Source organism: Thermosynechococcus sp. PKX82, from assembly GCF_031583255.1.
Classification (GTDB): domain Bacteria; phylum Cyanobacteriota; class Cyanobacteriia; order Thermosynechococcales; family Thermosynechococcaceae; genus Thermosynechococcus.
In genome coordinates this window covers 51,589-75,642 of record NZ_CP134169.1, presented here as the reverse complement: position 1 = coordinate 75,642, position 24,054 = coordinate 51,589, and the positions used below count along the sequence as shown (strand labels likewise).

At 55.1% G+C, this 24,054-nt stretch carries 20 protein-coding genes and 2 tRNA genes; 17 read left to right on the top strand and 5 right to left on the bottom strand.

The genetic code is table 11. The annotated features are described in order from the left end of the window. The first annotated feature begins 5 nt into the window (after positions 1–5). From RHH53_RS00375 to RHH53_RS00335, 9 genes are all read left to right on the top strand, one after another. Complete coding sequence (locus RHH53_RS00375) at positions 6–548, top strand: hypothetical protein (protein WP_302678547.1); 543 nt, start codon at positions 6–8, stop codon at positions 546–548. A 48-nt stretch (positions 549–596) separates the two neighbouring features. Beyond that, positions 597–1,919 carry a 3-phosphoshikimate 1-carboxyvinyltransferase gene (gene aroA / locus RHH53_RS00370; RefSeq protein WP_310453070.1) on the top strand — a complete coding sequence of 441 codons (1,323 nt, stop codon included), beginning with the start codon at positions 597–599 and terminating at the stop codon, positions 1,917–1,919. A 323-nt stretch (positions 1,920–2,242) separates the two neighbouring features. Beyond that, the gene (locus RHH53_RS00365; RefSeq protein ID WP_149817113.1) at positions 2,243–2,878 is read left to right on the top strand and encodes a MerR family transcriptional regulator; all 636 of its coding nucleotides are present in this window, start codon (positions 2,243–2,245) and stop codon (positions 2,876–2,878) included. A 57-nt stretch (positions 2,879–2,935) separates the two neighbouring features. Next, positions 2,936–4,126, top strand: coding sequence for a response regulator (locus RHH53_RS00360; protein WP_302676941.1), 1,191 nt, complete (start codon positions 2,936–2,938; stop codon positions 4,124–4,126). Positions 4,127–4,206: 80 nt separating this feature from the next. Next, complete coding sequence (locus RHH53_RS00355; RefSeq protein ID WP_149817109.1) at positions 4,207–4,572, top strand: response regulator transcription factor; 366 nt, start codon at positions 4,207–4,209, stop codon at positions 4,570–4,572. A gap of 4 nt (positions 4,573–4,576) precedes the next feature. Beyond that, entirely contained in the window at positions 4,577–5,107 is a 531-nt protein-coding gene (locus tag RHH53_RS00350) for a chemotaxis protein CheW (protein ID WP_149817107.1), read from the top strand. A gap of 199 nt (positions 5,108–5,306) precedes the next feature. Beyond that, the gene (locus RHH53_RS00345) at positions 5,307–8,474 is read left to right on the top strand and encodes a methyl-accepting chemotaxis protein (protein WP_310743911.1); all 3,168 of its coding nucleotides are present in this window, start codon (positions 5,307–5,309) and stop codon (positions 8,472–8,474) included. 18 nt (positions 8,475–8,492) lie between these two features. Next, positions 8,493–12,755 (top strand): response regulator, encoded by a 4,263-nt coding sequence (locus RHH53_RS00340; protein ID WP_310743910.1) that lies wholly within the window; start codon positions 8,493–8,495, stop codon positions 12,753–12,755. Further along, a complete protein-coding gene (locus RHH53_RS00335) occupies positions 12,752–15,421 on the top strand; it encodes a DEAD/DEAH box helicase (RefSeq protein WP_310437797.1) in 2,670 nt (889 codons plus the stop codon). Before RHH53_RS00340 ends, RHH53_RS00335 begins: the two co-directional genes overlap by 4 nt. A 19-nt stretch (positions 15,422–15,440) precedes the next feature. Here RHH53_RS00335 and RHH53_RS00330 read toward each other — a convergent pair. Beyond that, positions 15,441–15,513, bottom strand: a tRNA-Met gene (locus tag RHH53_RS00330). Positions 15,514–15,633: 120 nt separating this feature from the next. Here RHH53_RS00330 and RHH53_RS00325 point away from each other — a divergent pair. Genes RHH53_RS00325 through RHH53_RS00310 form a run of 4 tightly spaced genes read left to right on the top strand, consistent with a single transcriptional unit; the run spans position 15,634 to position 18,023 of the window. Then, positions 15,634–16,008 (top strand): DUF4346 domain-containing protein, encoded by a 375-nt coding sequence (locus RHH53_RS00325; RefSeq protein ID WP_149817099.1) that lies wholly within the window; start codon positions 15,634–15,636, stop codon positions 16,006–16,008. A 37-nt stretch (positions 16,009–16,045) separates the two neighbouring features. Continuing rightward, positions 16,046–16,498, top strand: coding sequence for a diheme cytochrome c (locus RHH53_RS00320; RefSeq protein ID WP_225901605.1), 453 nt, complete (start codon positions 16,046–16,048; stop codon positions 16,496–16,498). Between the two features lie 33 nt (positions 16,499–16,531). Then, complete coding sequence (locus RHH53_RS00315) at positions 16,532–17,320, top strand: TIGR03943 family putative permease subunit (RefSeq protein ID WP_302678543.1); 789 nt, start codon at positions 16,532–16,534, stop codon at positions 17,318–17,320. A gap of 4 nt (positions 17,321–17,324) precedes the next feature. Further along, positions 17,325–18,023, top strand: coding sequence for an OB-fold-containig protein (locus tag RHH53_RS00310; protein ID WP_310743909.1), 699 nt, complete (start codon positions 17,325–17,327; stop codon positions 18,021–18,023). 16 nt (positions 18,024–18,039) lie between these two features. On the opposite strand, the gene RHH53_RS00305 is transcribed toward RHH53_RS00310, so the two are convergent. Continuing rightward, positions 18,040–18,112 (bottom strand) — tRNA-Val (locus RHH53_RS00305). A 264-nt stretch (positions 18,113–18,376) separates the two neighbouring features. On the opposite strand from RHH53_RS00305, the gene RHH53_RS00300 reads away from it, so the two are divergent. Together RHH53_RS00300 and RHH53_RS00295 are read left to right on the top strand one after the other, a co-directional pair. After that, positions 18,377–18,925: a thioredoxin family protein gene (locus RHH53_RS00300; RefSeq protein WP_310743908.1), complete on the top strand. Its 549-nt coding sequence runs from the start codon at positions 18,377–18,379 to the stop codon at positions 18,923–18,925. A gap of 3 nt (positions 18,926–18,928) precedes the next feature. Next, positions 18,929–19,255: a hypothetical protein gene (locus RHH53_RS00295; RefSeq protein WP_206200573.1), complete on the top strand. Its 327-nt coding sequence runs from the start codon at positions 18,929–18,931 to the stop codon at positions 19,253–19,255. Here RHH53_RS00295 and RHH53_RS00290 read toward each other — a convergent pair. Beyond that, the gene (locus RHH53_RS00290; protein WP_302676933.1) at positions 19,236–19,736 is read right to left on the bottom strand and encodes a GNAT family N-acetyltransferase; all 501 of its coding nucleotides are present in this window, start codon (positions 19,734–19,736) and stop codon (positions 19,236–19,238) included. The two genes, RHH53_RS00295 and RHH53_RS00290, sit on opposite strands and share 20 nt — an antisense overlap. Positions 19,737–19,745: 9 nt before the next feature. After that, positions 19,746–20,777, bottom strand: a complete 1,032-nt coding sequence (gene aroF, locus RHH53_RS00285; RefSeq protein ID WP_310743907.1) for a 3-deoxy-7-phosphoheptulonate synthase — start codon at positions 20,775–20,777, stop codon at positions 19,746–19,748. A 69-nt stretch (positions 20,778–20,846) separates the two neighbouring features. Between aroF and RHH53_RS00280 the strand changes: the two genes are divergently transcribed. Beyond that, positions 20,847–21,713 (top strand): peptidoglycan recognition family protein, encoded by an 867-nt coding sequence (locus tag RHH53_RS00280; protein WP_310437792.1) that lies wholly within the window; start codon positions 20,847–20,849, stop codon positions 21,711–21,713. On the opposite strand, the gene RHH53_RS00275 is transcribed toward RHH53_RS00280, so the two are convergent. Then, on the bottom strand, positions 21,710–22,582 hold the full coding sequence (locus tag RHH53_RS00275) for an SDR family oxidoreductase (RefSeq protein WP_302676930.1): 873 nt from the start codon (positions 22,580–22,582) through the stop codon (positions 21,710–21,712). The genes RHH53_RS00280 and RHH53_RS00275 overlap by 4 nt on opposite strands. 149 nt (positions 22,583–22,731) lie before the next feature. Here RHH53_RS00275 and RHH53_RS00270 point away from each other — a divergent pair, with 149 nt between their 5' ends. Then, positions 22,732–24,054: a TldD/PmbA family protein gene (locus RHH53_RS00270; RefSeq protein ID WP_399385556.1), complete on the top strand. Its 1,323-nt coding sequence runs from the start codon at positions 22,732–22,734 to the stop codon at positions 24,052–24,054.

Below are 24,054 nucleotides of genomic sequence, written 5' to 3'. Positions count from 1 at the left end.
CACTCATGAGCTTTTTCCGCGACTTGAATGCATTCCTAGAGCAAAAACTCGAGGACTTTATTCGTGCCAATCCGCAGCTTGAACTCAATCTACTGCTCCTTGAGCTAGAGGATCAAGAACGGGAAACCCAAGAGCGGCTACTGCGGCTGCAACAGGAAGTCAATACCTGCGAACAGCAAATTTTAGGCCTTGTTTCCGAGATTCGCCGCTGGCGCGATCGTACCCACACCGCTATGGCCGCTCAGCGTCCTGATCTGGCCGAATTGGCACGACAACGGGAGGCCGAATTGCGCCAACGGGGGGAACAATTGTGGACGCAACGCCTCGACGCCCTCAATCAAATCCCCGTTACCCAGCAGCTGCTGCAAAAGATTCGCGATCGCCGGCGAGAAATCATGAACCGTGTGCCTACCGCCAGTGCGCCCCCACCACCGCCCCCACCGCCACCACGCATGAGCAGTGACCTCAATGACCCAATTGAAGCTGAGTTTCGCCGCTTGGAACTGCAAACTGCCCTTGAGGAACTGAAGCGCTCAATGGGGCTATAGCGCAACAGACGTGGGACAATCGAGAACGCGGTTTTATCCAAATATCCCATGGCGGTTATTCAGATTACATCCGACGACACTTGGCAAATTCAGGCCGATGGCCATCCCCTGCAGGGCACCCTCCAGGTACCGGGAGATAAATCCATTTCCCACCGTGCCCTGATGTTGGGAGCAATGGCAGAGGGCACTACCCATATTGAAGGCCTGCTCGTGGGTGAAGATACCTGTAGTACCGCCGCCTGTTTTCGTGCCCTTGGTGCCGAGATTTCAGATCTCAATGCCACAGCAGTCACAGTTCAAGGCTTGGGAATTGGCCATCTCCAAGAACCCGTGGATGTCCTGAATGCCGGCAACTCTGGTACAACGATGCGGTTGTTGTTGGGGGTATTGGCAGCGCAAACAGGTCGCTTTTTTACGATGACTGGGGATGCCTCATTGCGATCGCGCCCCATGGCACGGGTCGTCACACCCTTGATGCAGATGGGTGCCCAGATTTGGGGGCGTCAACACCACAGCCGTGCCCCCTTGGCCGTTTTGGGGCAGCCCTTAGAGCCAATCACCTACTACAGTCCCATTGCCTCCGCTCAGGTGAAATCAGCGCTATTGCTCGCCGCCCTCCACACCGAAGGCACCACCATTATTCGCGAACCCCACCGCTCACGGGATCACAGTGAACGTATGCTTCAGGCCTTTGGTGCCTGTTTGAGCGTGGATGAGGCCACCTGTACGGTGAGTCTTGAAGGACCTGCGGTCTTAAAGGGTCAGAAGGTGATTGTGCCCGGCGACATCAGTTCAGCCGCCTTTTGGTTGGTGGCAGCCTCCATTACCCCTGATTCAGAACTAGTACTGACCAATGTGGGAGTTAACCCCACCCGCACCGGCATTCTCGACGTGCTTTGGGCAATGGGGGCTGAGATTACCCTTGAAAATGAGCGGCTCGTCACAGGCGAACCCGTTGCAGATCTGCGGGTGCGATCGGCGAGGCTGAAGGGAACCCGTATTGGCGGTGAATTGATTCCCCGCTTGATTGATGAGATTCCGATTTTGGCTGTGGCTGCTGCCTTTGCCGAGGGGATCACCGAAATTCGGGATGCAGCAGAACTACGGGTGAAGGAAAGCGATCGCCTCAAGGCCGTGGCCACAGAATTGCAAAAAATGGGCGCTAAGGTCACTGAACTCAGTGATGGCCTCGATATTCAGGGGGGCGTACCCTTGCAAGGCACCCATGTGGAAACCTACGGCGATCATCGCATGGCCATGAGTCTGGCGATCGCTGCCCTCAATGCCACAGGAACCAGCCACATTCACAACGCCAGTGCGGCAGCCGTCTCCTATCCTGAATTTGTAACAACTCTGCAACAAATTGCTTGACAACACAAAAATCCCAGTAATTTTTGGGACAAGTTCACTCAACACCAAACGCTGTATGCTAGAATCAAATAAATTGTTTTGGTGTCACAATGCAGCTTCACGTTGCGTTGAATTCTCTGTAGCCTTGTAATATTCAGGTGTTTACTTTTCCTTGATAATTGTAAGACTAAATTAGACCCAAAATGATACAGAACCAAAAAAATACGATAATATAGTTTCACTCCTGCTCTAGGGGCGCCCTTGCGCTCTATCTGGGACAGGAAAATCCCTCTCTAACTGACTTCTTTGTTTTTTTCGTTCAAAAAAGGCTGTGTTTGCTCATCATGGCAACAATTCAAGATTTCATCCACGTTCAGGATCAATGGTCATTAGATGAGTTGGTGGAAATCGCCAACGAACTCTTACCCCAGCACCTCCCCCAGGAGGATTCCAAAAACCGTGTTTTGGAAGAGGTCAACCCGCGTCTGGTGCGCCATTACACCTCCTGCAAATTGATTGACCGTCCCGCTCGCATTGGCCGCGAAGGGCGCTACGGCTATCGCCACCTGGTGCAATTGCTGGTGGTGCGGCGGCTGTTGATGGAGGGCTATACCGCAGGTGCCATTTACAAGCTGGTGTATCGCATGAGCACCCCAGAACTGCGGGCACTCCTTGAGCAAGGGGTTCATCTGCAATTGAATCCACCCCCGATCAACCCAGCTTTGGCCTTTTTGCAACAGGTACAAGACCGCTCCGAGCATCGCTATGGGGAACCCATGCGCGTCAGTCCCAGTGTCAGCCGCCGCGAGGTACCGCCCCCGAGCCATTCACCGCAACCAGAATCTTGGAAGCGCATTGAGGTGGTGCCGGGCTTTGAGGTTCATATTCGCGATGACTTTAACTTTCCCCAGATCAATCGCGATCAGGAAGCCCTTGTGAAGCAACTGGTGCAATTGCTCTCTAGCTATACCCAGCGCTAACTGAGACTGACTATCCGGTGTCGCGGTCAGCCCGCTGGCGATCGCTATAATAGCGCCATGGAAGGATGCCTCAACGATACGGATATTTACACGCTGTGCCAAACCCTTGCCCTTGGCCAGCGCACCGGGGAACTCTACCTCGAAGATGATGCCGGTCATACGTGGCTTCTCTTTTTGAGTCATGGCCACCTAGTGTATATTGCCGATCGCCACAGCCACAGTTTAGAGCGGTTGCAGGATCTGCTCTATGGGCAGGGCATTCCTTGGCCGAGTCCCGATAGCTTCATCGAAAGCAAAGCCGGTGCCAGTTGGGTGGAATACGAATGCCTGTGGTGGCTCCTCGATCACTGCAAGCTCAATCAAATCCATAGCGTGTGGCGGGCGCTGCTGCGGGAGAGTCTCTTTGACGTTGTTAGCCTCAATCGCGCTTGGTTCAAGTTTTATAGTGCGAGTCCCCTCACCCCCCAATGGCACAATCTCTCCCTGACAATGCTGCTCAATGACAGCCTGAGTCATCTGCGGGAATGGAAAAAACTGCATCCAGAGTTGCGTTCCCTTGATCAATCCCTCGAACTGACGGATATTAAACCCACAGGCAACGATCCAGCGGATCAGTGGTTTCGCCAACTGGAACCCTTCGTGCGCGAGCGGATCACCTTGCGCCGTCTGAGTCGGCAACTGGGACGAGATGGCGTGACGGTGGGCAAACTCCTGCTGCCCTATCTCCATCAAGGGTACTTACAAGTCAGTTCTTGGGGAACCAATGGCCACACCCGTACATTTCCCCCCCTCTCTTGGCGGCGATCGCCCCGGGTCGTGTGTGTGGATGATGCCGCCACTGTCCGTCAAGTGGTTGAATCCACCCTGCAAGCCGCAGGTTATGAAGCCACGGCGATCGCCCACCCCTTAACGGCCTTGAGTCTCATTTTCCAACTCAACCCCGACCTGATTTTCCTCGATATTGCCATGCCCGAATTGGATGGCTACGAATTTTGCACCCTTCTACGGCACACCCCTCGCTTCCGTTATACGCCGATTATTATGCTGACTAGCCTCGTTGGTTGGAGCGATCGCCTGCGCGCCAAAGTGGCCGGTGCCACTGATTACCTCAGCAAGCCCTTTTCAACTCAAGAATTGTTAACAATTACGCACCATTACATTGGTGCAGCGCCACCTGTGACCTCCTTAACAGACGAGTCCTTTGGCGACGTGCTAGAACCAAAATCAGGCCTTGAGACGCCCCGTTAGCAGGTTAGCTATCATCAACCTGTCAACCTCTTAGGCTTTTAGAATATAAAGCAAACCCTGAATTCTACGTGTAACCCCCTATGAGTAAAGTCTTAGTTGTCGAAGATAGTCCACCCCAGCGGGAAATGATCAGCGAATTGCTGGCGAAAACAGGCTTTGAAGTAACCGTTGCCACCGATGGTGTCGAGGCCATGGAGCAATTGCAGCAGAGCACGCCCGATGTGGTTGTCCTCGACATTGTCATGCCCCGCATGAATGGGTATGAAGTCTGTCGCCAAATTAAGTCCGACCCCCGCACCCAATCCATTCCCGTGGTGATCTGTAGCTCCAAAGGTGAGGAGTTTGATCGCTATTGGGGCATGAAACAGGGGGCTGATGCGTATATTACGAAGCCCTTTGACCCCAAAGAATTGGTTGGCACCATCAAGCAACTCTTGCGAGGCTAAAAAAATGTTTAGTAGCTCAGACTTACTCGCAACCAATGCCCCCATCGAAAGTGGCAATATCGATGACCTCAGAACCCCAGAGGGGGATTTACATATCCTCTTTACCATCCCTAGCGGTGATACCCTAGCCCTACCGGCTATTGGGGTACGCGAAGTTGTGGCCGTGACTCCCGATCGCATTACGCCAGTGCCCAATACCTCCAATCTGCTACTGGGGATTTTGAACTTGCGAGGGCAGGTGATTTGGGTCGCGGATACCGGTAAGTTTCTTGGCGATGACACCCCCTTGAATACCGATCGCTCTGAGCTATCGATTATTGCCATTGAAGATGATGAGTTAATGGTAGGGCTAGCAGTTCATCAAGTCCGAGGCATGGAGTGGCTCAACAATGACACCATTAAGCCCGCGACCCATGTCAGCGATCAGATGGCTCCCTTTGTCCGTGGCGAATGGGTTTTTGATGCCGAGCAACAGGACATTGTTAAGCTCTTGGATCCCCTCGCCATTTTACGCAGTGCTCGTTGGGGACTCTAAACTAGAAAAAGTAGAATCTCAATGACACTCGCCCGCAAGTGTCACGATGGAACCCATCAACACCAGTCACTTTAGGAAAATTAACACCCCCGTGCTATCTTTCCCAAGGATTGGCGCATACTTTAGTAATTAAAGCTTCCTTGATGTAGTCCCTAAGAATTCTCTGCCCCTCGTCATCGTCCATTCTGGGAGTAAGCCCATGGCATCCAGCAGCACCCAACACACCCAAGAATATCAAAAAGCGGTTGCCGCTTATGTGCAAGGCAACTATGAAGAAGCAGCCAAAATCACTGACCAGTTGGTGGGCACCCGACCGGGCGATCCAAACCTGCGGCTGCTGCGGGGGCACATTTACTGCTGTCAACAACGCTACAGCGAGGCTCAAGAGCAGTACCATGCGGTTCTCAATGCCACAACGGATCCAGAATTGATCAACTTGGCCAACGAGAGCCTTGCCAAGATTAAGGATTTGATTCCCGCTGCTGAACCTGCCAAAAACGGCGGCGAACACCACCCCCCCCTGCAAGGAGATCACACCCAACTGCAGGGGGACAATACCTTTTTGCAAACCACGCCACCCATTGTGGAACCCCAAGCCGCAAACCCTTCAGAGGAATTGAGTCTTGATCACTTTGATGACTTTGGTAGCGATTTAGGGACAAGTAACCCCTTTGACGATCTTGAGGTGGGCGGCATTGAGGAAGAATTTGGCGCCAGTTTAGAACAGGGTGCCTTTAATCCCTTCGACGAAGATGCGGCGGTTCAGGATCCCTTTGCCTTTTCGGCCAATTCTTTGGAGGAGCCAGTCGCGGACATTCCAGAAATTCCCATCGGCGAATCCGTGCAGCCCCTAGGTACAGAGTCCATCAGTGATGATGATGTCACAATGCTCATGGGAAGTTCTCCTTTGACCCCGTCCGAACCAGCCAGACCTATTTTTGATGGTGAGACATCAGAAAGTACTGCGGCTCCGTTTCAAGAAATGACGCCCCCCGCCCTCGAAACATTTGATGATCCCTTTGCTGCTGAAGTAGCCGTATCTGAAGAGAGTCTCTTTGGGGGGCTTACAGAATCGGGAGAAGCCAACGCTTCTGAAGAGAGCCTTTTTCCCGGTCTTGAGGAATCCCTAGCGGCAAATATGTCGGCAGAAAGTCTCTTTGGCGATATTGAGGAAGCCCCAGCAGCCAGCATTCCTGAAGAGAGCCTCTTGCCAAATCTGACGGAATCCATTGAGACCAATGTTCCTGAAGTCTCTACCTCTGCCGCTGGTATCAGTGATTTGTTGACCAATGAGGCGGCAGATGCCATTGAATTGTTGCCGCAGCCGGAATTAAGTTCCTCTGATGCAGCCGAGGAGGAAGACGATCTCTTTGGCGACTTTTCGGTTTCCCTTGAGGCTTTTGAAGCCCCAGATATTGTGGCAGAACCCCTGTCTCCTGAGGCCTTTGACCCCGCTACCTTTGAGGATGAGCAAACGATCGCCATGTCTGAGTTTCCCGCAGGTGAAACCGTTAGGGAGCCAGAGGCACCAGCGATCGCGAAAGGGGAAGCGAGCTCTGGTGGTGCTGAACCCTTTGAATCCATTGCCGACTTTAATCTAGAGGATCTCTCCTTTGGCAATGCAGATCTCTCCGGTGCGGGATTTGATGATGAAATGACCATTGCCAATCCTCAAGTGCATGGTATGGGGGCTGTTGGCTCAGATGCCACCGTGATGGCCGATGCCGGCACCGAGACCTTTGCAGTTTTACCGGATGAATTTGATCTCAGCCAGCAAAGTCTTGAGGACTTGGCCGATTTTAGCCTCGACCTGAGTCAAAGCACTGCTAGCCGCGCTGAAACCCCACCCCCTGCAGCAAGTCAGGATCTGTCAGCCTTTACCGAGCAAGTACCCGTTGCAGCACCAGCAGCTACTGCGCCAACACCTTCCCGTAGTCCTAGTCCTGTGGCTAGAACAGTCCCAGCAACCTCAACGGCCACGAGTTCCTTTGGCCAGCAAAACATTACCTCAGCCGTAACCAGTGGTGTCCTTTCCGCCTTGGCTGCGGGTGCCGTTAGTTTAGGCTTTAGTGCCTCCGGCCCTGCGCCTTTAGTGAGTGGTACTGCTGCTGGTCTCACCGCCGGGGTGGCCGTCTATGCCATGGGGCAGCGCAGTGTCAGCCGCATCAAGCGCTTCTGTACGGATTTGCAGGCACAGTGTAATGCCGTGATTGCCGGTGATATGACGGCGCGGGTGCCGGTCACCAGTAACGATGAACTGGGACTCTTGGCACAAAGCTTTAACCAAATGACGGATACCATCCAGCAAATTACTGCTGATGCCCAGAAAAAAGCAGAGGAAAACGAGCGGCAGCGGGATGATTTACAGCGCCAAGTGATCCGACTCCTCGATGATGTGGAGGGGGCTGCCCGCGGTGACCTGACCGTACAAGCGGAAGTGACAGCGGACGTGCTCGGCGCAGTGGCCGACTCCTTTAACCTGACAATTCACAACCTGCGGACGATTGTGCAACAGGTGAAAATTGCCGCCCAGCAGGTGAGTCGCGGTGCGGCAGAAAACGAAACTTTTGCCCGTAGTCTCTCAGCAGATGCTCTGCGGCAAGCGGAGGAGCTAGCCGTCACCCTGAACTCGGTGCAGATGATGACCAATGCGATTCAGCGGGTGGCCGAAAGTGCCCAAGAAGCTAATGAGGTGGCACGCAATGCTTCAGAAACAGCCCTCCGTGGTGGTGAGGCGGTGGAACGCACAGTGGCGGGTATTTTGCAAATTCGGGAAACGGTGGCCGAGACCACCCGCAAGGTGAAGCGCCTAGCGGAATCTTCCCAAGAGATTGCCAAGATTGTCGGTGTGATCTCGTCGATCGCCAACCGCACGAACCTGTTGGCCTTGAACGCCAGTATTGAGGCCGCACGAGCTGGGGAAGCAGGTCGGGGGTTTGCGGTGGTCGCCGATGAGGTGCGCCAACTGGCAGACCGCGCAGCCAAAGCCTCGAAAGAAATTGAGCAGATTGTGTTGCAAATTCAAAGTGAAACCGGCGCGGTGATGACCGCCATGGAAGAAGGGACACAGCAGGTGATTGAGGGGACGAAGCGGGCTGAACAGGCCAAGCACTCCCTTGAGGACATCATCCAAGTGTCGTCGCAAATTGATACCCTTGTGCGCTCGATTACCAACGCTACGGTCGAGCAAACAGAATCGGCGCGAGCCATGGCTCAGGTGATGCAATCCATTGAGTTGACAGCGCAGGCCACCTCTCAGGAGGCACAGCGGGTGTCTGACTCGTTGCAAGGTCTAGTGAGTGTGGCGCGCAACTTGCAGGCATCGGTGGAACGGTTCCGCGTTGAAAATACTGAAGATCAAGCCTAAGCAATCCGGGAGGGGGCTATGCAAAGCGATCAACAAAAGCGCATTCTTGGCTACTTCATTGAGGAGGCGCAGGAACACCTGACCACCATTGAAGACAGTTTGATGAATCTCCAGCAGGTGGTCAATGACCCCGAGGCGATGAGTGAAATGTTTCGGGCAGCCCACTCCGTCAAAGGGGGAGCGGCTATGCTCGGACTCCATAGCATTCAGCACACCGCCCACAAGCTGGAGGACTACTTCAAAATTCTGCGGGAACACCCCGTAACGGTGGATGAAACCCTAGAGCAACTCTTTTTGCAAGCCTTTGATGCGCTGCGGGAACTCCTCGATGAATTGCAAGGCCCCTTTGGTTTGACGGAGGAGACAGCAACGGCAACGCTGAATCGGGTGGAGCCAGTCTTCAATCAACTGCAAGCCCACTTGAGCCACCTGACCCAAGGAGCAGAGGTGGCGCCCCCTGTAGCTGCGCCTTCTCCCCCTGTGGCCGAACCTGTTAAGCCGCCGGTGCAACCCGTTGCTGACTCCAGCTACCGCTTAGTCTTTCAAACGGAGGTGCCCGATCGCTTGCGGGCAATGTTGCAACTCTTTAAGCAACCCGATTCGCCCCAAGTGCGGCAAGAATTGGCGGAGGCCTGTTCTAATTTGGGTCAATTGGGGGAAACCTTTGCGCTGCCCCAGTGGGTTGAACTGCTGGCGATCGCCCAACAGGCGGTGAGTAACACAGCTCAGCCCCTCACGGCCTTGGCACCCGTGGTGATTAAAGAGATTATGGCGGCTCGCGACTTGGTGCTCAATGGTCAAGGCAGTGCGATTCGTCCCAGTGACAGTTTAGTGGCGCTTCAGCCCCCTGTGATTGAGGAAGCGCCGGCTGTTGTTCCAGAAGCGCCAGAGCCTGTGGTCTTAGAATCAGCTCCCGTCACCCTTGAGGAACCACTGCAACCCCTTGAAATGGCCTCTGAGGTTGCTCCGCTAGAGGTGAGGGTGCCTGAAGAAGAGATTTCCGAGCCAATGGAGCCAATGAGCAGCGGTGGCGATGGTGTCACTGTTTTTGGTGAGGAGAGTGGGACTGATTTCCAAGAATTGAGTGACATTTTTAGTGATGCCACAGCGCTGCCGACGGCCTGGCTGGAGGACACCCTTGAGGAGGATTTGGCCAGTTTAGAGCTGGGGGATGAAGCGGCCTTTGATGAGGAGATTTCCGACTTTTTGAACATAACCGCTGCTGAGGAGTTGCCTGAGGCAGAACCCCGCCTTGATGCCATTCTCGATGAAATTGAAGAACTCTCGGGTGAGCTGGTCTCTGCGGAGGTGGAGGAAGCCCCCCTCGATGACCTCACACCGCCAGCGATCGCCGAAAGTATGGCTGAGGCCCTTGAGGCGCCCTTGACACTTGACCGTCCTCTTGAGGAGAGTGCAGCCGCAGAACCCGCCGAACTTGGTCTGGATGCATTTCTTGAACAATTCGCCGAGGAAGCCCCCTCAGAGATGGCCGCTCTTGATGAGGCAGTTGCTTCCCTAGAAGACTTTTTGGGTGAGGTGGAAACCACTGAGGCTCCCGATCTGCTTCCCTTAGAAGAGGACTTTGAGATCCCTGCTCTCAGTGATGTTGCTGAGGATGTGGCTGAGTTCCTCGAAGAGGTGCCGGGTCTCAACGATGTCCTAGAAAACTTGGTTGTGGATAATGCGGCGGAAGAAGCCCTCGCGGAATTTATTGCTCCGCCAAGCCCTGATGATCCTTGGGCAGAAACGCTATCCGAGGCACCGGCGATCGCTGAGCCAAGTATGCCTGAAGTCACAGCGGCAAATATTGCTGAACCCGAACCCCTAGTGGAGGAGATTGTACCCGCTCCTGAGACTGCTAGTAGCATTACCGAGCGAGAATCCCTCATGGAAGCCTCCTTCACCTCTCCTGAAGCTGCAGGCATGACGGAACCCGAAGCGGTGGTGGAGGAATCCATTCCCTCCCCTGAAGCTGCCAGCATGGCTGAACTGGAGGCACTGATGAATGATGCCACTGTGCCTGCCACCCCCGAAAGCGTCCTAGAGGAATTGGAGGGGTTGATTGAGCAAAGTGCAACGAGTACAACCCCAGCTGAGGCTGCCACGTTCAACGAATTGGATCAGCTTTTAGAGACGGTGGCGCCACCGGCCTTTGAGGATCTCGAGCAACTCTTGGGTCAAGCCACCCCTACGGCACCCACCCCACCGCCGGCCACAACAGCCCCCTCGACTGCGGATGATAGTTTTGCCGATTTAGAGAAATTAATTCCCCAACCCGCAGGGAGTAGTGCGAAGGCGGCCACTCCTCGCCGAGCCGGGGCAGGGCCAAAAGGTAGCGCCTTGGTGGAGCAAACCATGCGGGTACCCGTACGCCACCTCGATACCTTGAGTAACCTCGTTGGGGAGTTGGTGGTCAACCGCAATAGCCTCGAAGACACCCAAGAACGCCTGCGGCAGTTTCTTGATAACTTGCTCTACCAAGTCCAACAACTTGGGGATGTCAGCCAACAAATGCAAGACCTCTACGAGCGATCGCTCCTTGAGAGTTCACTGTTGGGCGTAACGACAGCACGGGCAGCCAATGGCCAAGGGGAACGGGGAACCCACGCCACGGGGGTCGAGTTTGATGCCTTGGAAATGGATCGCTTTACCGGTTTCCACACCCTCTCTCAGGAGGTGATTGAGCGGATCGTGCGGGTGCGGGAGGCAGCGGATGACATCCAGTACGTGATTGATGAAGTGGAGCAGGTGGCACGGCAGTTTCGTCAAGTCACTACCCAAGTTCAAGAGGGGTTGAGCCGCTCACGAATGGTGCCCTTCCGTGAAATGTCTGTCCGCTTGCCGGGTGCCGTGCGCCGCGTTGCCAGTACCATTGGCAAACAGGTGGAACTGAAGATTGAAGGGGAAGATACCCTCATTGACAAGGGCATTCTCGAAAAGCTCTTTGACCCGATGACCCACCTGATCAATAACGCCGTCTATCACGGTATTGAACCCCCCGAAGAGCGGCGGCGATTGGGCAAACCTGAAAAAGGCCTGATTCGCGTGCGAGCCTTCTATCAAGGCAGTCAAGCGATTATCTCCGTCAGTGACGATGGGGCGGGGATTGACCCAGAACGGGTAAAACGCAAGGCAATCGAGAAGGGTCTCCTGAAGGAGGCGGATGCCCCCAACCTGTCGCGCCAAGAGGTCTATGCCTTCCTCTTTCAGTCGGGATTTAGCACCAAAGATCAAGCCGATGCCCTTGCCGGTCGCGGTGTGGGGATGGATGTGGTGCGCAAAAATCTGGAGGACATTCGCGGCACGATTAACATTGACTCTACGGTGGGCAAAGGCACCACCTTTACGATCCGCTTGCCGCTGACGCTGAGCATTACCAAAGCCCTCTGCTGCATTGATAACCACTGCCGCATTGCTTTCCCCATTGACGGTGTGGAGGATATGCTGGATATTCCCCAAGAGCGCATCCAAACCCTAGAAGATGGTCAACGTGTCCTCTCGTGGCACGATCGCCTGCTGCCAGTGCGTAAACTTGGGGACTTGCTCAAGTACAGCCGCAATATTAGCCGCAGCAATGTCTATGGCGGGAGCAGCCAAGACGATGGCATGGTCTCAATTGTTGTGCTGCGCAGCGGCGATGATCTCGTGGCCATGGAGGTGGATCAGGTCATCGGCGAACAGGAAATCGTGATTAAGCAGTTGTCTGGACCGGTGCCGAAGCCGGTGGGGGTAGCGGGAGTCACAGTTCAAGGGGATGGTCGCGCGATGGCGATCGCCGACGTGCTGGAAATTATTGACCTGTCCCTAGGACGCATGGATCGCGACTGGCGTGGCTTTGGTCACACCATGGATGTTGCGGAACCCGAGGAAGCCTCCGAACCCTTGGTGCTGATTATCGACGACTCGATTACAGTGCGGGAGTTGCTCTCAATGACCTTTACGCGGGCAGGCTACCGCGTTGAGCAGGCACGGGATGGTCAAGATGCGTGGGAAAAACTGCGCTCGGGCTTGCCCTGTGACTTAGTCTTTTGTGACATTGAGATGCCACGCATGGATGGCTTGGAGTTGCTCTCGCGGATTCAAAAAGATCCCAAACTCAACCATCTGCCGATCGCCATGCTGACCTCACGGGGCGCCGATCGCCACCGCAAGATGGCCGCACAACTGGGGGCACGGGGCTACTTTACCAAGCCCTATCTCGAGGAGCAATTACTGGATGCGGCGGCACGGCTCCTCAGGGGTGAAGTTCTGGTGCAGCAGGAGCCGACACCTACCCCATGAGTGAGCGATCGCCGGCCCTAGCAGACTTCCTTGCCCAACTCCCCTTTGAACTGGATGCCTTTCAAGAAGCGGCGATCGCTGCCCTTGATGCCGGTCGCTCTGTGGTGGTCTGTGCTCCTACGGGGTCAGGTAAAACCCTCATTGGTGAGTATGCGATTCACCGTGCCCTGACGCGGCAGCAGCGGGTTTTTTACACCACCCCCCTCAAGGCACTCTCCAACCAGAAGTGGCGTGACTTTCAGCAGCAGTTTGGTGCAGAGCAGGTCGGCCTCTTGACCGGGGATGTCTCGATTAACCGCGATGCCCCGATTCTGGTGATGACGACGGAAATTTTCCGCAATATGCTCTACGGCACTCCCATTGGCGAAGTGGGTACCTCCCTTGCGGGGGTTGAAGTGGTGGTGCTCGATGAATGCCACTACATGAACGATCGCCAGCGGGGCACCGTTTGGGAAGAATCGATCATCTACTGCCCCAAGGAAATTCAACTAGTCGCCCTCTCCGCCACGATCGCCAACGGCGAACAACTCACCGACTGGATTCAATCCGTCCATGGGGATGCTGAACTGATCTACTCCGACTGGCGACCGATACCGCTGCACTTTTACTTTTGCAACGGCAAGGGACTCTTCCCCCTCTTGGACGGCCAACGCAAACGCCTCAACCCGAAGCTCCACGGCCAGCCCGAACTGCGGCGACGCGGCGGCAAGCGGGACTTTTTGAGCATCCGCTACGTGGTCAGCCAACTGCAACAGCGGGAGATGCTGCCGGCCATTTACTTTATCTTTAGTCGGCGCGGCTGTGACCAAGCGGTTCAAGAGGTCCTGGGCATGAATCTCCTCACCAAGGCAGAACAGCAAGCACTAGCGGAGCGGGTCGAGGCCTTTTTGGCACAACATCAGGACATTGTTGCCCCGCAAATGATTGCCCCCCTCTACCAAGGGATTGCCGCTCACCATGCCGGGGTGCTACCCGTGGTGAAAACCCTTGTGGAAACCCTCTTTCAAGAAGGCCTGATCAAACTCGTCTTTGCCACGGAAACGCTGGCCGCAGGGATCAATATGCCCGCGCGCACCACCGTCATTTCCACCCTTTCGAAGCGCACCGACAGTGGTCATCGCCTCCTGACGGCCTCTGAATTTTTGCAAATGGCAGGGCGAGCCGGCCGCCGCGGTATGGATACCGTGGGTCATGTGGTGACGCTGCAAACCCCCTTTGAGGGCGCCCATGAAGCGGCATTTTTGGCCACCGCCGCCCCGGATCCCCTCATTAGCCAATTTACCCCCAGCTATGGCATGGTCTTGAACCTGCTCCAACGCCACACCCTTGAAGAAGCGCGGGAATTGGTGGAGCGCAGTTTTGGTCAATACTTGGCCACATTGCAACTCACGCCCCAACGGCAGGCGATCGCCCAACTGGAAACGGAATTGCAAACCGTGCAACAACGCCTCACAGGCATTGATCGGCAGCAACTAGCGCAGTATCAAAAGCTGCGGGAACGGCTACGACAGGATCAACGCCTCCTGAAAATCCTCGAACAGCAGGCGGAGCAGGAACGTGCCCAAGAACTCCTCCCCTTTATGATGGCGGTGCCGCCGGGGACATGGCTCCATATCAAATCCCCCCTGCGAGACCATCCCCCCTTAGCCGCCGTCCTCTGTCAACCCGTTGCTGGTTCCGGGCAGTTGCCCCACTGGCTGTGCCTTGCGGCTGATGGTCGCTTTCGGGTCGTTGGCATTGATGACATTTTGGCTGTCTATCCCGATCGCCCCCCCTGTAGCAATCTCCCCCCGCCCCCAGAGGCAATGAAACTGCGCCTAGGGGAAAGTTATCCCTGCAATGAGGCGAATCACTACCTCGGTACCCTCCCGGATCTGCCACCTGTCTTAGCCGCGCCGGAAGTGGCGGCTCAAGCCGCTAAAATCGCTGACCTTGAGGCCAAACTCACGCAACTCCAAGCCAGTCTGCCGCAAAATGTCCATTCGCTGCTACGCTTAGTTCGTCGCGAAGAACGGCTACAAACGGAACTGCGCGATCGCCAGCACAAGCTCCAGCAACAGTCCCAACGCCACTGGGAGCAATTTCTTGCCCTCATTGCTGCCCTGCAGGACTTTGGTGGCCTCAACGACCTAACCCCCACCCCCCTTGGGGAAATGGCCGCTGCTCTGCGCGGCGAAAATGAACTGTGGTTGGCTCTGGCCTTGGCCTCTGGTGAACTCGATGACTTGCCCCCCCACCTCTTGGCGGCAGCGATCGCAGCTCTAGTGACTGAAACGCCCCGTTCCGACAGTTGGTGCAACTACCCCATTCCCAGTGAAGTGGAAGAACGCCTTGCCGCCCTTAGTCCGATTCGCCGCCGACTGTTTCAGGTGCAGCGTCGCCATCACATCATCTTTCCCCTCTGGTACGAGTGGGATCTCATTGGCTTGGTAGAGCAGTGGGCCTTGGGCACGCCGTGGCATGAATTGTGCACTGAAACCAATCTCGATGCCGGCGATATTGTGCGGTTGCTGCGGCGCACCCTCGATTTTCTTTCCCAGATTCCCCATGCGCCCCACACCAGTCCCCAACTCCGCCAAAGCGCCCAGCAAGCACGCTACCTCCTCGATCGCTTCCCCGTGAATGACTTGCTAGAAGGAGTCGAGCTAGAGGCAGCAACCGTATAGTTTGAATCGTCATAAGAAGTGGCTCAGGCGGGATTTGAACCTGCGACCTTGGGCTTATGAGTCCCCTGCTCTAACCACTGAGCTACTGAGCCGAAATTTTTGCGCAATTCTCATTATAACGCGAATGTCCCAAAACTCAAGGCTCGGCCCGCAGATTCCAGTCGAGTTCGCCGTACAATAATAGAGTGGATCCATTAGAGGAAAGATAGGCGTTGAGCAAAGCAGAACGCACGGCGCTTGACAACAAGCTATCGCAGCGATTTATTCATCTCGATCCGGCAGGGTATTTCATTATCTACATTGACCCTGCGCAAGAACTGATCTGGATGAAACACTATCCCAATGACATCAATGAGAAGGGCTTAGCGGTGGATCCCGATACGGGAGAACCCATTCCCACCAAAGGGAAAGTAACGCGGGAACCCGATCTAGTACTTAGCGGTCGAACAGCCAAGGAGTTGTGCATTGAACTCTTTGAAAAGGATCGCCAACTGGTGACGATGTTTGACCATGCGGCCTATCTCGGTCGTGAACTGATGCGGGCACAGTTTTGTTTGGATGAAGGGCTTGAGTATATCCAAGATTAGACACCACTGGCGTTGGCGGGTAGGGGCAGTTCTTTTGATGCTCTGTGCCCTAGTGGGTACAGCCTTAGCAGCGATCGCCACCCCCGACTGGAGCGGTACCGTCGATGTTTTGCCCTTGAATGCCCAGTTGGGAGCGCAAATCTATCTGCGGCGCTGTGGCAGTTGTCACCTCGCAGTCCCCCCGGAAACATTGCCCACTCCGGCATGGCAGGTACTGATTCAAGATACCAATCACTACGGCGCAACCCTCGAACCCATTCCCCGCCCAGAGCTGGTTCCCCTGTGGAACTATTTGCGCACCTATTCGCGACCCCTGCCCAACGATGCCCAAATTCCCTTTCGCGTCGGGCGATCGCCCTTCTTTCGTATCCTCCATCCCCGTGTTGCGGTGCCGCAGCCCGTCACCCTCGATGGTTGTGCCCAATGTCATCCCAAGGCCACCCTCTTTAACTTTCGTGAGCTAAGCCCGCAGTGGCAGGATTCCCCCTAGAATGTTTAGGGATGGCGAATTTTCCACCGCCCGATGTTTTCTAGCTCCTCCAATCGCTATTCTCCGCGTGTCCAACGCATGATGATGCGCCGTCGCTGGCTACAGCAAGAGTGGTGGACGGTTGGGGCACTTCTCCTCTGGGGAATGTTGTTTCTTCGATATTGGTGGCAGGGGCGACTGGGGTTACTAATTCACCCCAACTATTTTGCGCTGGCGATCGCCGCTGGGTTTCTTTTAGTTGCTGTGAGTGGTTGGCAAGGGTGGCGGTTATGGCGGGGGCGAGTGACACCTGTGCAGCATGTTGCCCTCTTACCGGCTCGTTGGACGCTCAGTATTCTGATTTTCGCGGCAGTCGTGGGTTTGGTGATTACGCCCCGTCCTTTCAATAGTGCCACGGCCATTCATCGCGGTCTCGAGGATGGCTTGACAGTGACCCGCAATAGTCCAGTGGCCTTTCGCCTCAATCAACGGCCTGAGGAGCGGACGCTCATTGACTGGATTCGCACCCTTGATGTCTATCCCGAACCCGATGCCTATAGGGGGTTGCCCGCTCGCATTGAGGGATTTGCGGTTCATAGTCCCCAACTGCCAGAGACTTATCTCACGCTCACCCGTTTTGTCATTACCTGTTGTGCAGCGGATGCCTATCCTGTGGGACTGCCCGTGAAATTGGGGCGATCGCGCCAAGCCTATCCCCAAGATCAGTGGTTTCGCGTTGAAGGTCGGATGACCACAGAAACCCTCAACGACCGCCGCCAATTGGTATTGGTTGCTGAGACGATAACGCCGATTCCTGAGCCTGAAAATCCCTTTATGTACTAAGGCAATGCTATTTCACTTGATTCACACTCCCTACTGGATTGTCTTGGGCATGGGGGTCTTGCTCTTTTTGACGGTGATCTTTGGCGATGTGGGCGCTGAAGAGGTCGAGCTAGAGGGAGATGCCGATCCCTTGGAAGTGGAGGTCGATCTAGAGGAGGGCATCTCATTTCTGACAATTTTGCATTGGTTGGGGGTGGGGAGAGCGCCCCTCATTCTCTTGCTCGCCTTAGACTTTAGCCTTTTGGGCGTGCTGGGCTGGTTTTTTAATGTTCTCTTTTACACCCTGAGTGGCAGTTGGCCGGGGGTGGTGTGGTCTGGGGTGATTGCGATCGCGGCACTGCTGTTGGCGCTAACAATTGGGGGGCTGTGTTCACGGCCTTTGGGGCAAATTTTTGCGCAGTTTAGTGAAGATACCAGTCGCGATCGCCTGCTGGGGTGTAGTGGCCACGTCAGTTCTGCCCATATTCCCCGCAGTGGTACTGGTATTGGCCAAGTGAGTGTTTTGGATGCCAATCGCAATCGGCTGATTCTGCCGGCAGTGCTCCCCCCTTGGGCAACGGTCACCCCCCAGCATGGTCAGGAGATTTTAATTATTGATCACCAAGAGAATGAGTACATCGTCGTGGCCAAAGACAGCTTGGATGAAGCCACATGGTTACGCCAGCAGCGGCAATCTCAGATCAAAGATAGCGAAGATTCCTGAGGCATTGATTTTAGGATGGGCGGTGAGGGACTCGAACCCCCGACAGCCTCGGTGTAAACGAGATACTCTACCAACTGAGTTAACCGCCCAAGTTCCAGAATATCTATCATAGCATAAGGTATAGCCTGTTTCTAAAAAACGGTACACAAAGCGGATAGGAGCTTGTTCTATGACTCTGTGAACGGGGAATCTCCTGCTATACGCCTAGCGTTAGCGGGATGAGTGTCAAAGAAGTTTGAACCTTTCAAGGCCGTTCAATCCCTGTGAAAAGCGCTGTGTTACGTCAACATGGGGCAACTCTTGGGAAGAAAATCCGCTAGGATCAACGTGTTAAGACGTGCAAGGAATGCCCTATGGGAGCAGCAACGGCAGCCAGTGGTCAACGGTTACGGAATTTTGTGATTGCTGTTGTCGCCATTCTCATTAGTCTTGCCCTATTGGCGGGTCTGCGCAGTAGCAATCAACCCCTCACCCTCGCCGAGCAAGCCCGCCAAGCCACCCCTTGGGAGGAGGCTCAAGTCAATGGCAAGCCGACACTTTTGGAGTTTTACGCCAACTGGTGTAGCACCTGTCGCGCCATGGCCAAGGATTTGGCGGAATTAAAGGCGCAATATCGCGATCGCCTGAACTTCGTCATGCTGAATGTGGACAACACCAAGTGGCTACCGGAAATTGAGCGCTTTAATGTGGATGGCATTCCCCATTTTGTCTTTCTGAATCGGCACTTGGAACCCCAAGCGGTGGCGATCGGTCTGCAACCCAAGGAAGTGATGGCCAAAAATTTGGAAGCGCTTAGTAATGACCTTCCTCTCCCCTATGGTCAATCAACGGGTGAAGTTTCACAATTGGCCAATCCCCTCGCCCGCCAACGCAGTGATGATCCCCGCAGTCATGGGGGCTAGGTTGTGGAACCCCAAGATGAGGTGCGTCAGGTTTATGAAGAGACGCAAACACGGATGGCAGAGCTTTACCGTGAGTACGAGCAGATCAAAGCCACCCAAGCACGGTTAAAAGGACGTAATCAGGCTGCCCTAGATCAAGAGCGCGATCGCCTCGTCCAAGAGCTGCGGCAACTAGAGGCGGAGTTTGGCCTGACCCTCCTGTTCCATTTAGGGGAAGCAGCGCGGGAATGCTGGCAGGACATTCTGGCTCAAGAAAACTTTTGGCACTTTGTCCGCTTTGCTGGTTTGGGATTTGTCCTTGGCCTCCTCGTTAAGAGCCTGACGGGTTAGTCAACTGCCCAAGGTTTAAGGCCGTTTGCCAGAGTCCGGGCCGCGAATTGGGAATCGGCATGGCACCAACGGTCTTTGCATAAAAGTCCTCTGAGGAAACCCAGCCAATCACGGCATAGGCATAGCCCGCTGCCTGCATCTGAGCCAAGGTTAACTGCAACAGCAGGCGACCAATCCCCCGCCCGCGATAGGGTTCGGCCACAGCCATTGGCCCAAACAGTCCCAGGGCGGCTGCATCGTAGCAGGCAAAGCCTAGAAGTTCGCCATTTTCAACGGCAATCAGTCCCCGTGGCGGACGCTGACTCAAGGCAAGAGCCACTTCACTGCGCCAACCGGCACTAAAGCGATCGCCCACCCACTGGACAATGCCATCCACTTCTGACCCCAAAGGCTGGCGGTAGTGAATCCCCTGCTGCTGATGCGCCATGACGGCGGGCCAATCCACCGCTAGCTCGTAGAGCTTGACCAGCATATCGGTCATTTGGGCAGCCTATCGACTGAGACTCACAAGGGGACGTTGCAGGGCTTGCATCAACTCATCAAACTGAGCGGGCGTGAGGGATTGGGCACCATCGGAGAGGGCTTTTGCTGGGTTGGGGTGCACTTCAATCATCAGGGCATCGGCGCCCGCGGCCACGGCGGCTTTGGCCATCGGCGGAACAAATTCTGCCCAACCAGTGCCATGACTGGGGTCAACCATAATCGGCAGATGGGTGAGCTTGCGCAGCACCGGAATCGCTGCTAAATCCAAGGTATTGCGGGTATATTCACGGTCAAAGGTGCGAATGCCCCGTTCACAGAGAATCACATTGGGGTTCCCTGCCGCCAAAATGTACTCAGCAGCCATCAGCCATTCCTCGATGGTGGCAGACATCCCCCGTTTCAAAAGCACGGGTTTGGGTTGGGCACCCACCCGCTTGAGAAGCGAAAAGTTTTGCATGTTACGGGCACCAATTTGCAGCACATCGGCCACTTCAGCAATTTTGTCTAGATCCGCTGCGTCCATGACTTCGGTAATGATGCCCAAGCCCGTTTTTTCTTTTGCTGCTGCCAACAGATCAAGGGCACTTTCACCATGGCCTTGGAAGGCATAGGGGGAGGTACGGGGTTTATAGGCGCCACCGCGGAGAAACTTGGCACCCGCCGCTTTCACCCGCTGCGCTGTTTCAAGGATCATCGCTTCATTTTCAACGGAGCAAGGCCCTGCCACCACCACTACCTCATGGCCTTCGCCGAAAATAACTTCGCCGTTGGGCGTTGGCACCACTACTTCACTGGGTTCGCCGTGGCGATACTCGCGGCTGGCTCGCTTGAAGGGCTGCTCAACCCGCAGCACATGCTCAATCCAAGGGCTAATTTCCTGAATTCGCAGGGGATCGAGTTCCGCAGTTTCGCCGACAAGACCAATAACGACTTTGTGCTTGCCCACAATTTTTTCGGGGGTGAGTCCCCAAGTGCGCATCTCAGCGCTGACCCGCTCAATCTCTTCACCGGGAGTGCCACTTTTTAGAACAATAATCATCCGCTTGCTGATCCCAAATTTTTGGCTTAGGGTTTGATTGTATTGTGCCAAATTGGTTCCGTTCTGCCTATGCTGCGTCGTTTCCGAGGCCTGCGGTTGATGATTTCGCTGGCGATCGCTACCGTGGTTGTGCTGTCCCTGTGGAGTGTGATGATTGGCTCTATCCCCAGTGGCGATCGCCCCCTTGATTTGAGTCAAGCGGTCTCCATTGATGATCCCCAATTTGATCCGCCAACGGACTCATCGCCCTCACCCCCGCTGCCAGAGAATACCCTGCTGCCTCTACAACGCAGTGATGGCGCCGCCTATGAACGCCTTTTTGCTCAAGTCCGCCAAGTTCATCAACAGTGTTTATTTACGCCCCCTTGGTACAGTGTCCCCATCGACCGCACCAATTTTGGCGATCGCTACCGTACCGATATTCGGGGTCAAGTGGTGGACAATGCACCGCTGATTGTTTTGCATGAAACTGTGGCCTCTGCCCAATCTACGCTGGATTTTTTCCAAACACCGCATCCCCGCGATGAAGATCAAGCCAGCTACCATGAACTGATTACCCTCAGGGGTTGGCTGCTGCACTTAGTGCCTTGGTCCAAGCGTGCCTATGGTGCGGGCAACTCTGTCTTTGGCAGGGAAACGGTGCAGACCAACCTCCGCCTTGCCCCTTCGGTGAACAATTTTGCCCTCCACTTTTCCCTAGAAACCCCTCCTGAAGGTCGCCATAATGGTTCTACCCATGCGGGCTATACCGATGCTCAGTACCGTACCTTGGCATGGCTGGTGGCGCAAACGGGCATTGATCTCCAACGGGTAACCACCCATGCGGCGGTGGATCGTTCTGGCGAGCGCATGGATCCGCGTAGTTTTGACTGGGCCACGTTTAATCGCTATTGGCAGGCCTATCGCGATCGCCCCTGTGGGGATATTCGCGGCTAGAAGTAGCGATCCAAGAATGTCTCTAAAGACTCAAAGGAGAGTTGAAAATAGGTTTGGGCACGTTCAATTTCACTGGCAGGGCAGAGACTTTCATAGGCCAATAGGGTTCGCAGCGTTCCTAGGCTGGCCTCAAGATCCCGATTCATCACTCCCAAAAACTGACGAGCGCCGTCAATCACGGCTAGGGGAACCGTCATGACAAAGGGGCGTTTATTGAAAAAGCGACCAAGGCGATCGGCAATCTCTTGGCGGGTTAAGACCTCTGGATGTGCCAAGCTAAAAATGGCCGGTTGGCTGGCTTGACTAGCCACGAGAATACAGCGGGCTAAATCCTCGGGACTGAGCAGTTGCAGGCGGTGCTGGGGATCTCCAAGGACAATGTAAACCCCCGTCTGCTGAAAGCGCTCCGCAAGGGGCAGCAAACTAGACATAAGGGTGGGGCAGCGGAAAATGGCATAGTTGAGGCCACTGCTGATGAGCACCTGCTCGACTTCGTACTTGGCCTTGAGAAAGGGGGACTGCTGGCGATCGCCCGTCACCGCCAAAGGAGAAATCAAGGTTATATGGCGTACCCCCTGTTCCTGAGCCGCCTGAATCACATCCAACGTGGCACGGTAATCAATCGCCTGAATAGCACGGCTGAGTAACTGACTACCATGGCAGCAAATCACCGCCTCCACGCCCGCCATGGCAGCCTGAATATCGCGGGGCTGTTGCAGATCGCCAATGAAAATCTCGGCACCCCATTCCTTGAGGAGATCGTATTGGCTCGTCAGGCGCACAAAGGCTCGTACCGGCAGCCCCAACGTGATACAGCGGCGCACCACCCGCAAACCCAATTGTCCTGTGGCACCCGTGACCAAGTACATGCAGCGGAACTATTAAGCGATTCTTGTCTCAGCGTGCCCTAGGCAGAGCCACAATGCAAGACGCTTGAAGAATATGCAGGGGGGGAATGCGCTAACCTAAGGAATACCAAGGAATACCTTTGAGAATCTTCACAAAAACTCTGCGCCGCATGACCCTTGACTTTTCTGCTGCTCAGCACCTGAGCCATGAGCTGTTTGCTGCCCTGAAACCGACAGAGGCGCTTTTCGTTGAAATTGCCAGTGAATCCAGCCAGTTTATTCGCTTCAATCGGGCGCGGGTGCGGCAAATTGGCACCGTAGAAGATACGGTGGTGACCCTGCGGTTGCAATCGCAGCAACGGACGGCAAGCACCTCGTTTCCCTATACGGGAACGGCGGATCTAGCGGCTGCCCTAGAGCACTTGGCCGCATTGCGTTCAGAAACGGTGCAACTCCCTGTGGATCCCTACCTCGTGCCACCAACGGATACCGGTTCGATTCAAGACACTTACCTTGGCCGCTTACCTGATCCTGACTCAGTGGTAGAGACAATTCTGACACCCGTTCAAGGCCTTGATTTTGTGGGCATTTACAGTGGGGGGACGATCGCTCGTGGGAGCTTTAACTCCGCTGGGCAAGAGCACTGGTTTGCTACGGAAACGTTTTGCTTGGATTATTCTCTCTTTACAGCGGCGGGCAAGGCGGTGAAAAATAGCTATGCCAGTACCCATTGGGACACTGTCATCTATCAAGCTCAAATTGAGGGCGATCGCCAGCAGTTAGCACAATTGGAACAGCCTCCCCGTCAGTTAGCAGCGGGACGCTATCGCACCTACTTTGCCCCGGCAGCGGTGGCTGAACTGGTGGGCATGCTCTCTTGGGGAGCTGTGAGTGAAGCGGCCTATCGTCAAGGCGGCAGTGCCCTCGCCAAATTACGGGAAGGGGCAACCCTCTCTCCCCTCTTTAGTTTGCAGGAGGACTTTACCACCGGAACGGTGCCCCGCTTTAATGCCGATGGCGATATTGCGCCCCCTTGCTTGGCATTGATTGATCGCGGCAAATTGCAAACGTTACTCATTAGTCGGCGCACCGCTCAGGAATACCACCTTGTGGCCAATGGTGCCAACCGCCAAGAAACTCTGCGATCGCCCCTCCTCTGGCCGGGCACGCTACCAGAGCAGGAGGTGCTGGCTGCCCTCGATACGGGTCTCTATGTGGGCAATTTACACTACCTCAACTGGAGCGATCGCCCCAATGGCCGCATGACCGGCATGACCCGCTACGCCTGCTTTTGGGTAGAGCAGGGCAAAATCGTTGCACCCATTACAGACCTGCGCTTTGATGACAGTCTCTATGAGTTTTGGGGAGACAACCTCGAAGCCTTGACAGATACCCCGCTTTGGATTGCCCACACCGACACCTATGAGCGCCGCTCCCTTGGAGGTATTACGGTGCCGGGGATGCTCGTCAAGGCCTTTCAGTTTACACTCTAG

Excerpts from the sequence above, each read along its gene's own strand:
- RHH53_RS00375 (WP_302678547.1), top strand. The coding sequence starts at position 6 with ATGAGCTTTTTCCGCGACTTGAATGCATTCCTAGAGCAAAAACTCGAG.
- aroA (WP_310453070.1), top strand. The coding sequence starts at position 597 with ATGGCGGTTATTCAGATTACATCCGACGACACTTGGCAAATTCAGGCC.
- RHH53_RS00365 (WP_149817113.1), top strand. The coding sequence starts at position 2,243 with ATGGCAACAATTCAAGATTTCATCCACGTTCAGGATCAATGGTCATTA.
- RHH53_RS00360 (WP_302676941.1), top strand. The coding sequence starts at position 2,936 with ATGGAAGGATGCCTCAACGATACGGATATTTACACGCTGTGCCAAACC.
- RHH53_RS00355 (WP_149817109.1), top strand. The coding sequence starts at position 4,207 with ATGAGTAAAGTCTTAGTTGTCGAAGATAGTCCACCCCAGCGGGAAATG.
- RHH53_RS00350 (WP_149817107.1), top strand. The coding sequence starts at position 4,577 with ATGTTTAGTAGCTCAGACTTACTCGCAACCAATGCCCCCATCGAAAGT.
- RHH53_RS00345 (WP_310743911.1), top strand. The coding sequence starts at position 5,307 with ATGGCATCCAGCAGCACCCAACACACCCAAGAATATCAAAAAGCGGTT.
- RHH53_RS00340 (WP_310743910.1), top strand. The coding sequence starts at position 8,493 with ATGCAAAGCGATCAACAAAAGCGCATTCTTGGCTACTTCATTGAGGAG.
- RHH53_RS00335 (WP_310437797.1), top strand. The coding sequence starts at position 12,752 with ATGAGTGAGCGATCGCCGGCCCTAGCAGACTTCCTTGCCCAACTCCCC.
- RHH53_RS00320 (WP_225901605.1), top strand. The coding sequence starts at position 16,046 with ATGCTCTGTGCCCTAGTGGGTACAGCCTTAGCAGCGATCGCCACCCCC.
- RHH53_RS00315 (WP_302678543.1), top strand. The coding sequence starts at position 16,532 with ATGTTTTCTAGCTCCTCCAATCGCTATTCTCCGCGTGTCCAACGCATG.
- RHH53_RS00310 (WP_310743909.1), top strand. The coding sequence starts at position 17,325 with ATGCTATTTCACTTGATTCACACTCCCTACTGGATTGTCTTGGGCATG.
- RHH53_RS00300 (WP_310743908.1), top strand. The coding sequence starts at position 18,377 with ATGGGAGCAGCAACGGCAGCCAGTGGTCAACGGTTACGGAATTTTGTG.
- RHH53_RS00290 (WP_302676933.1), bottom strand. The coding sequence starts at position 19,736 with ATGACCGATATGCTGGTCAAGCTCTACGAGCTAGCGGTGGATTGGCCC.
- aroF (WP_310743907.1), bottom strand. The coding sequence starts at position 20,777 with ATGATTATTGTTCTAAAAAGTGGCACTCCCGGTGAAGAGATTGAGCGG.
- RHH53_RS00280 (WP_310437792.1), top strand. The coding sequence starts at position 20,847 with ATGCTGCGTCGTTTCCGAGGCCTGCGGTTGATGATTTCGCTGGCGATC.
- RHH53_RS00275 (WP_302676930.1), bottom strand. The coding sequence starts at position 22,582 with ATGTACTTGGTCACGGGTGCCACAGGACAATTGGGTTTGCGGGTGGTG.
- RHH53_RS00270 (WP_399385556.1), top strand. The coding sequence starts at position 22,732 with ATGACCCTTGACTTTTCTGCTGCTCAGCACCTGAGCCATGAGCTGTTT.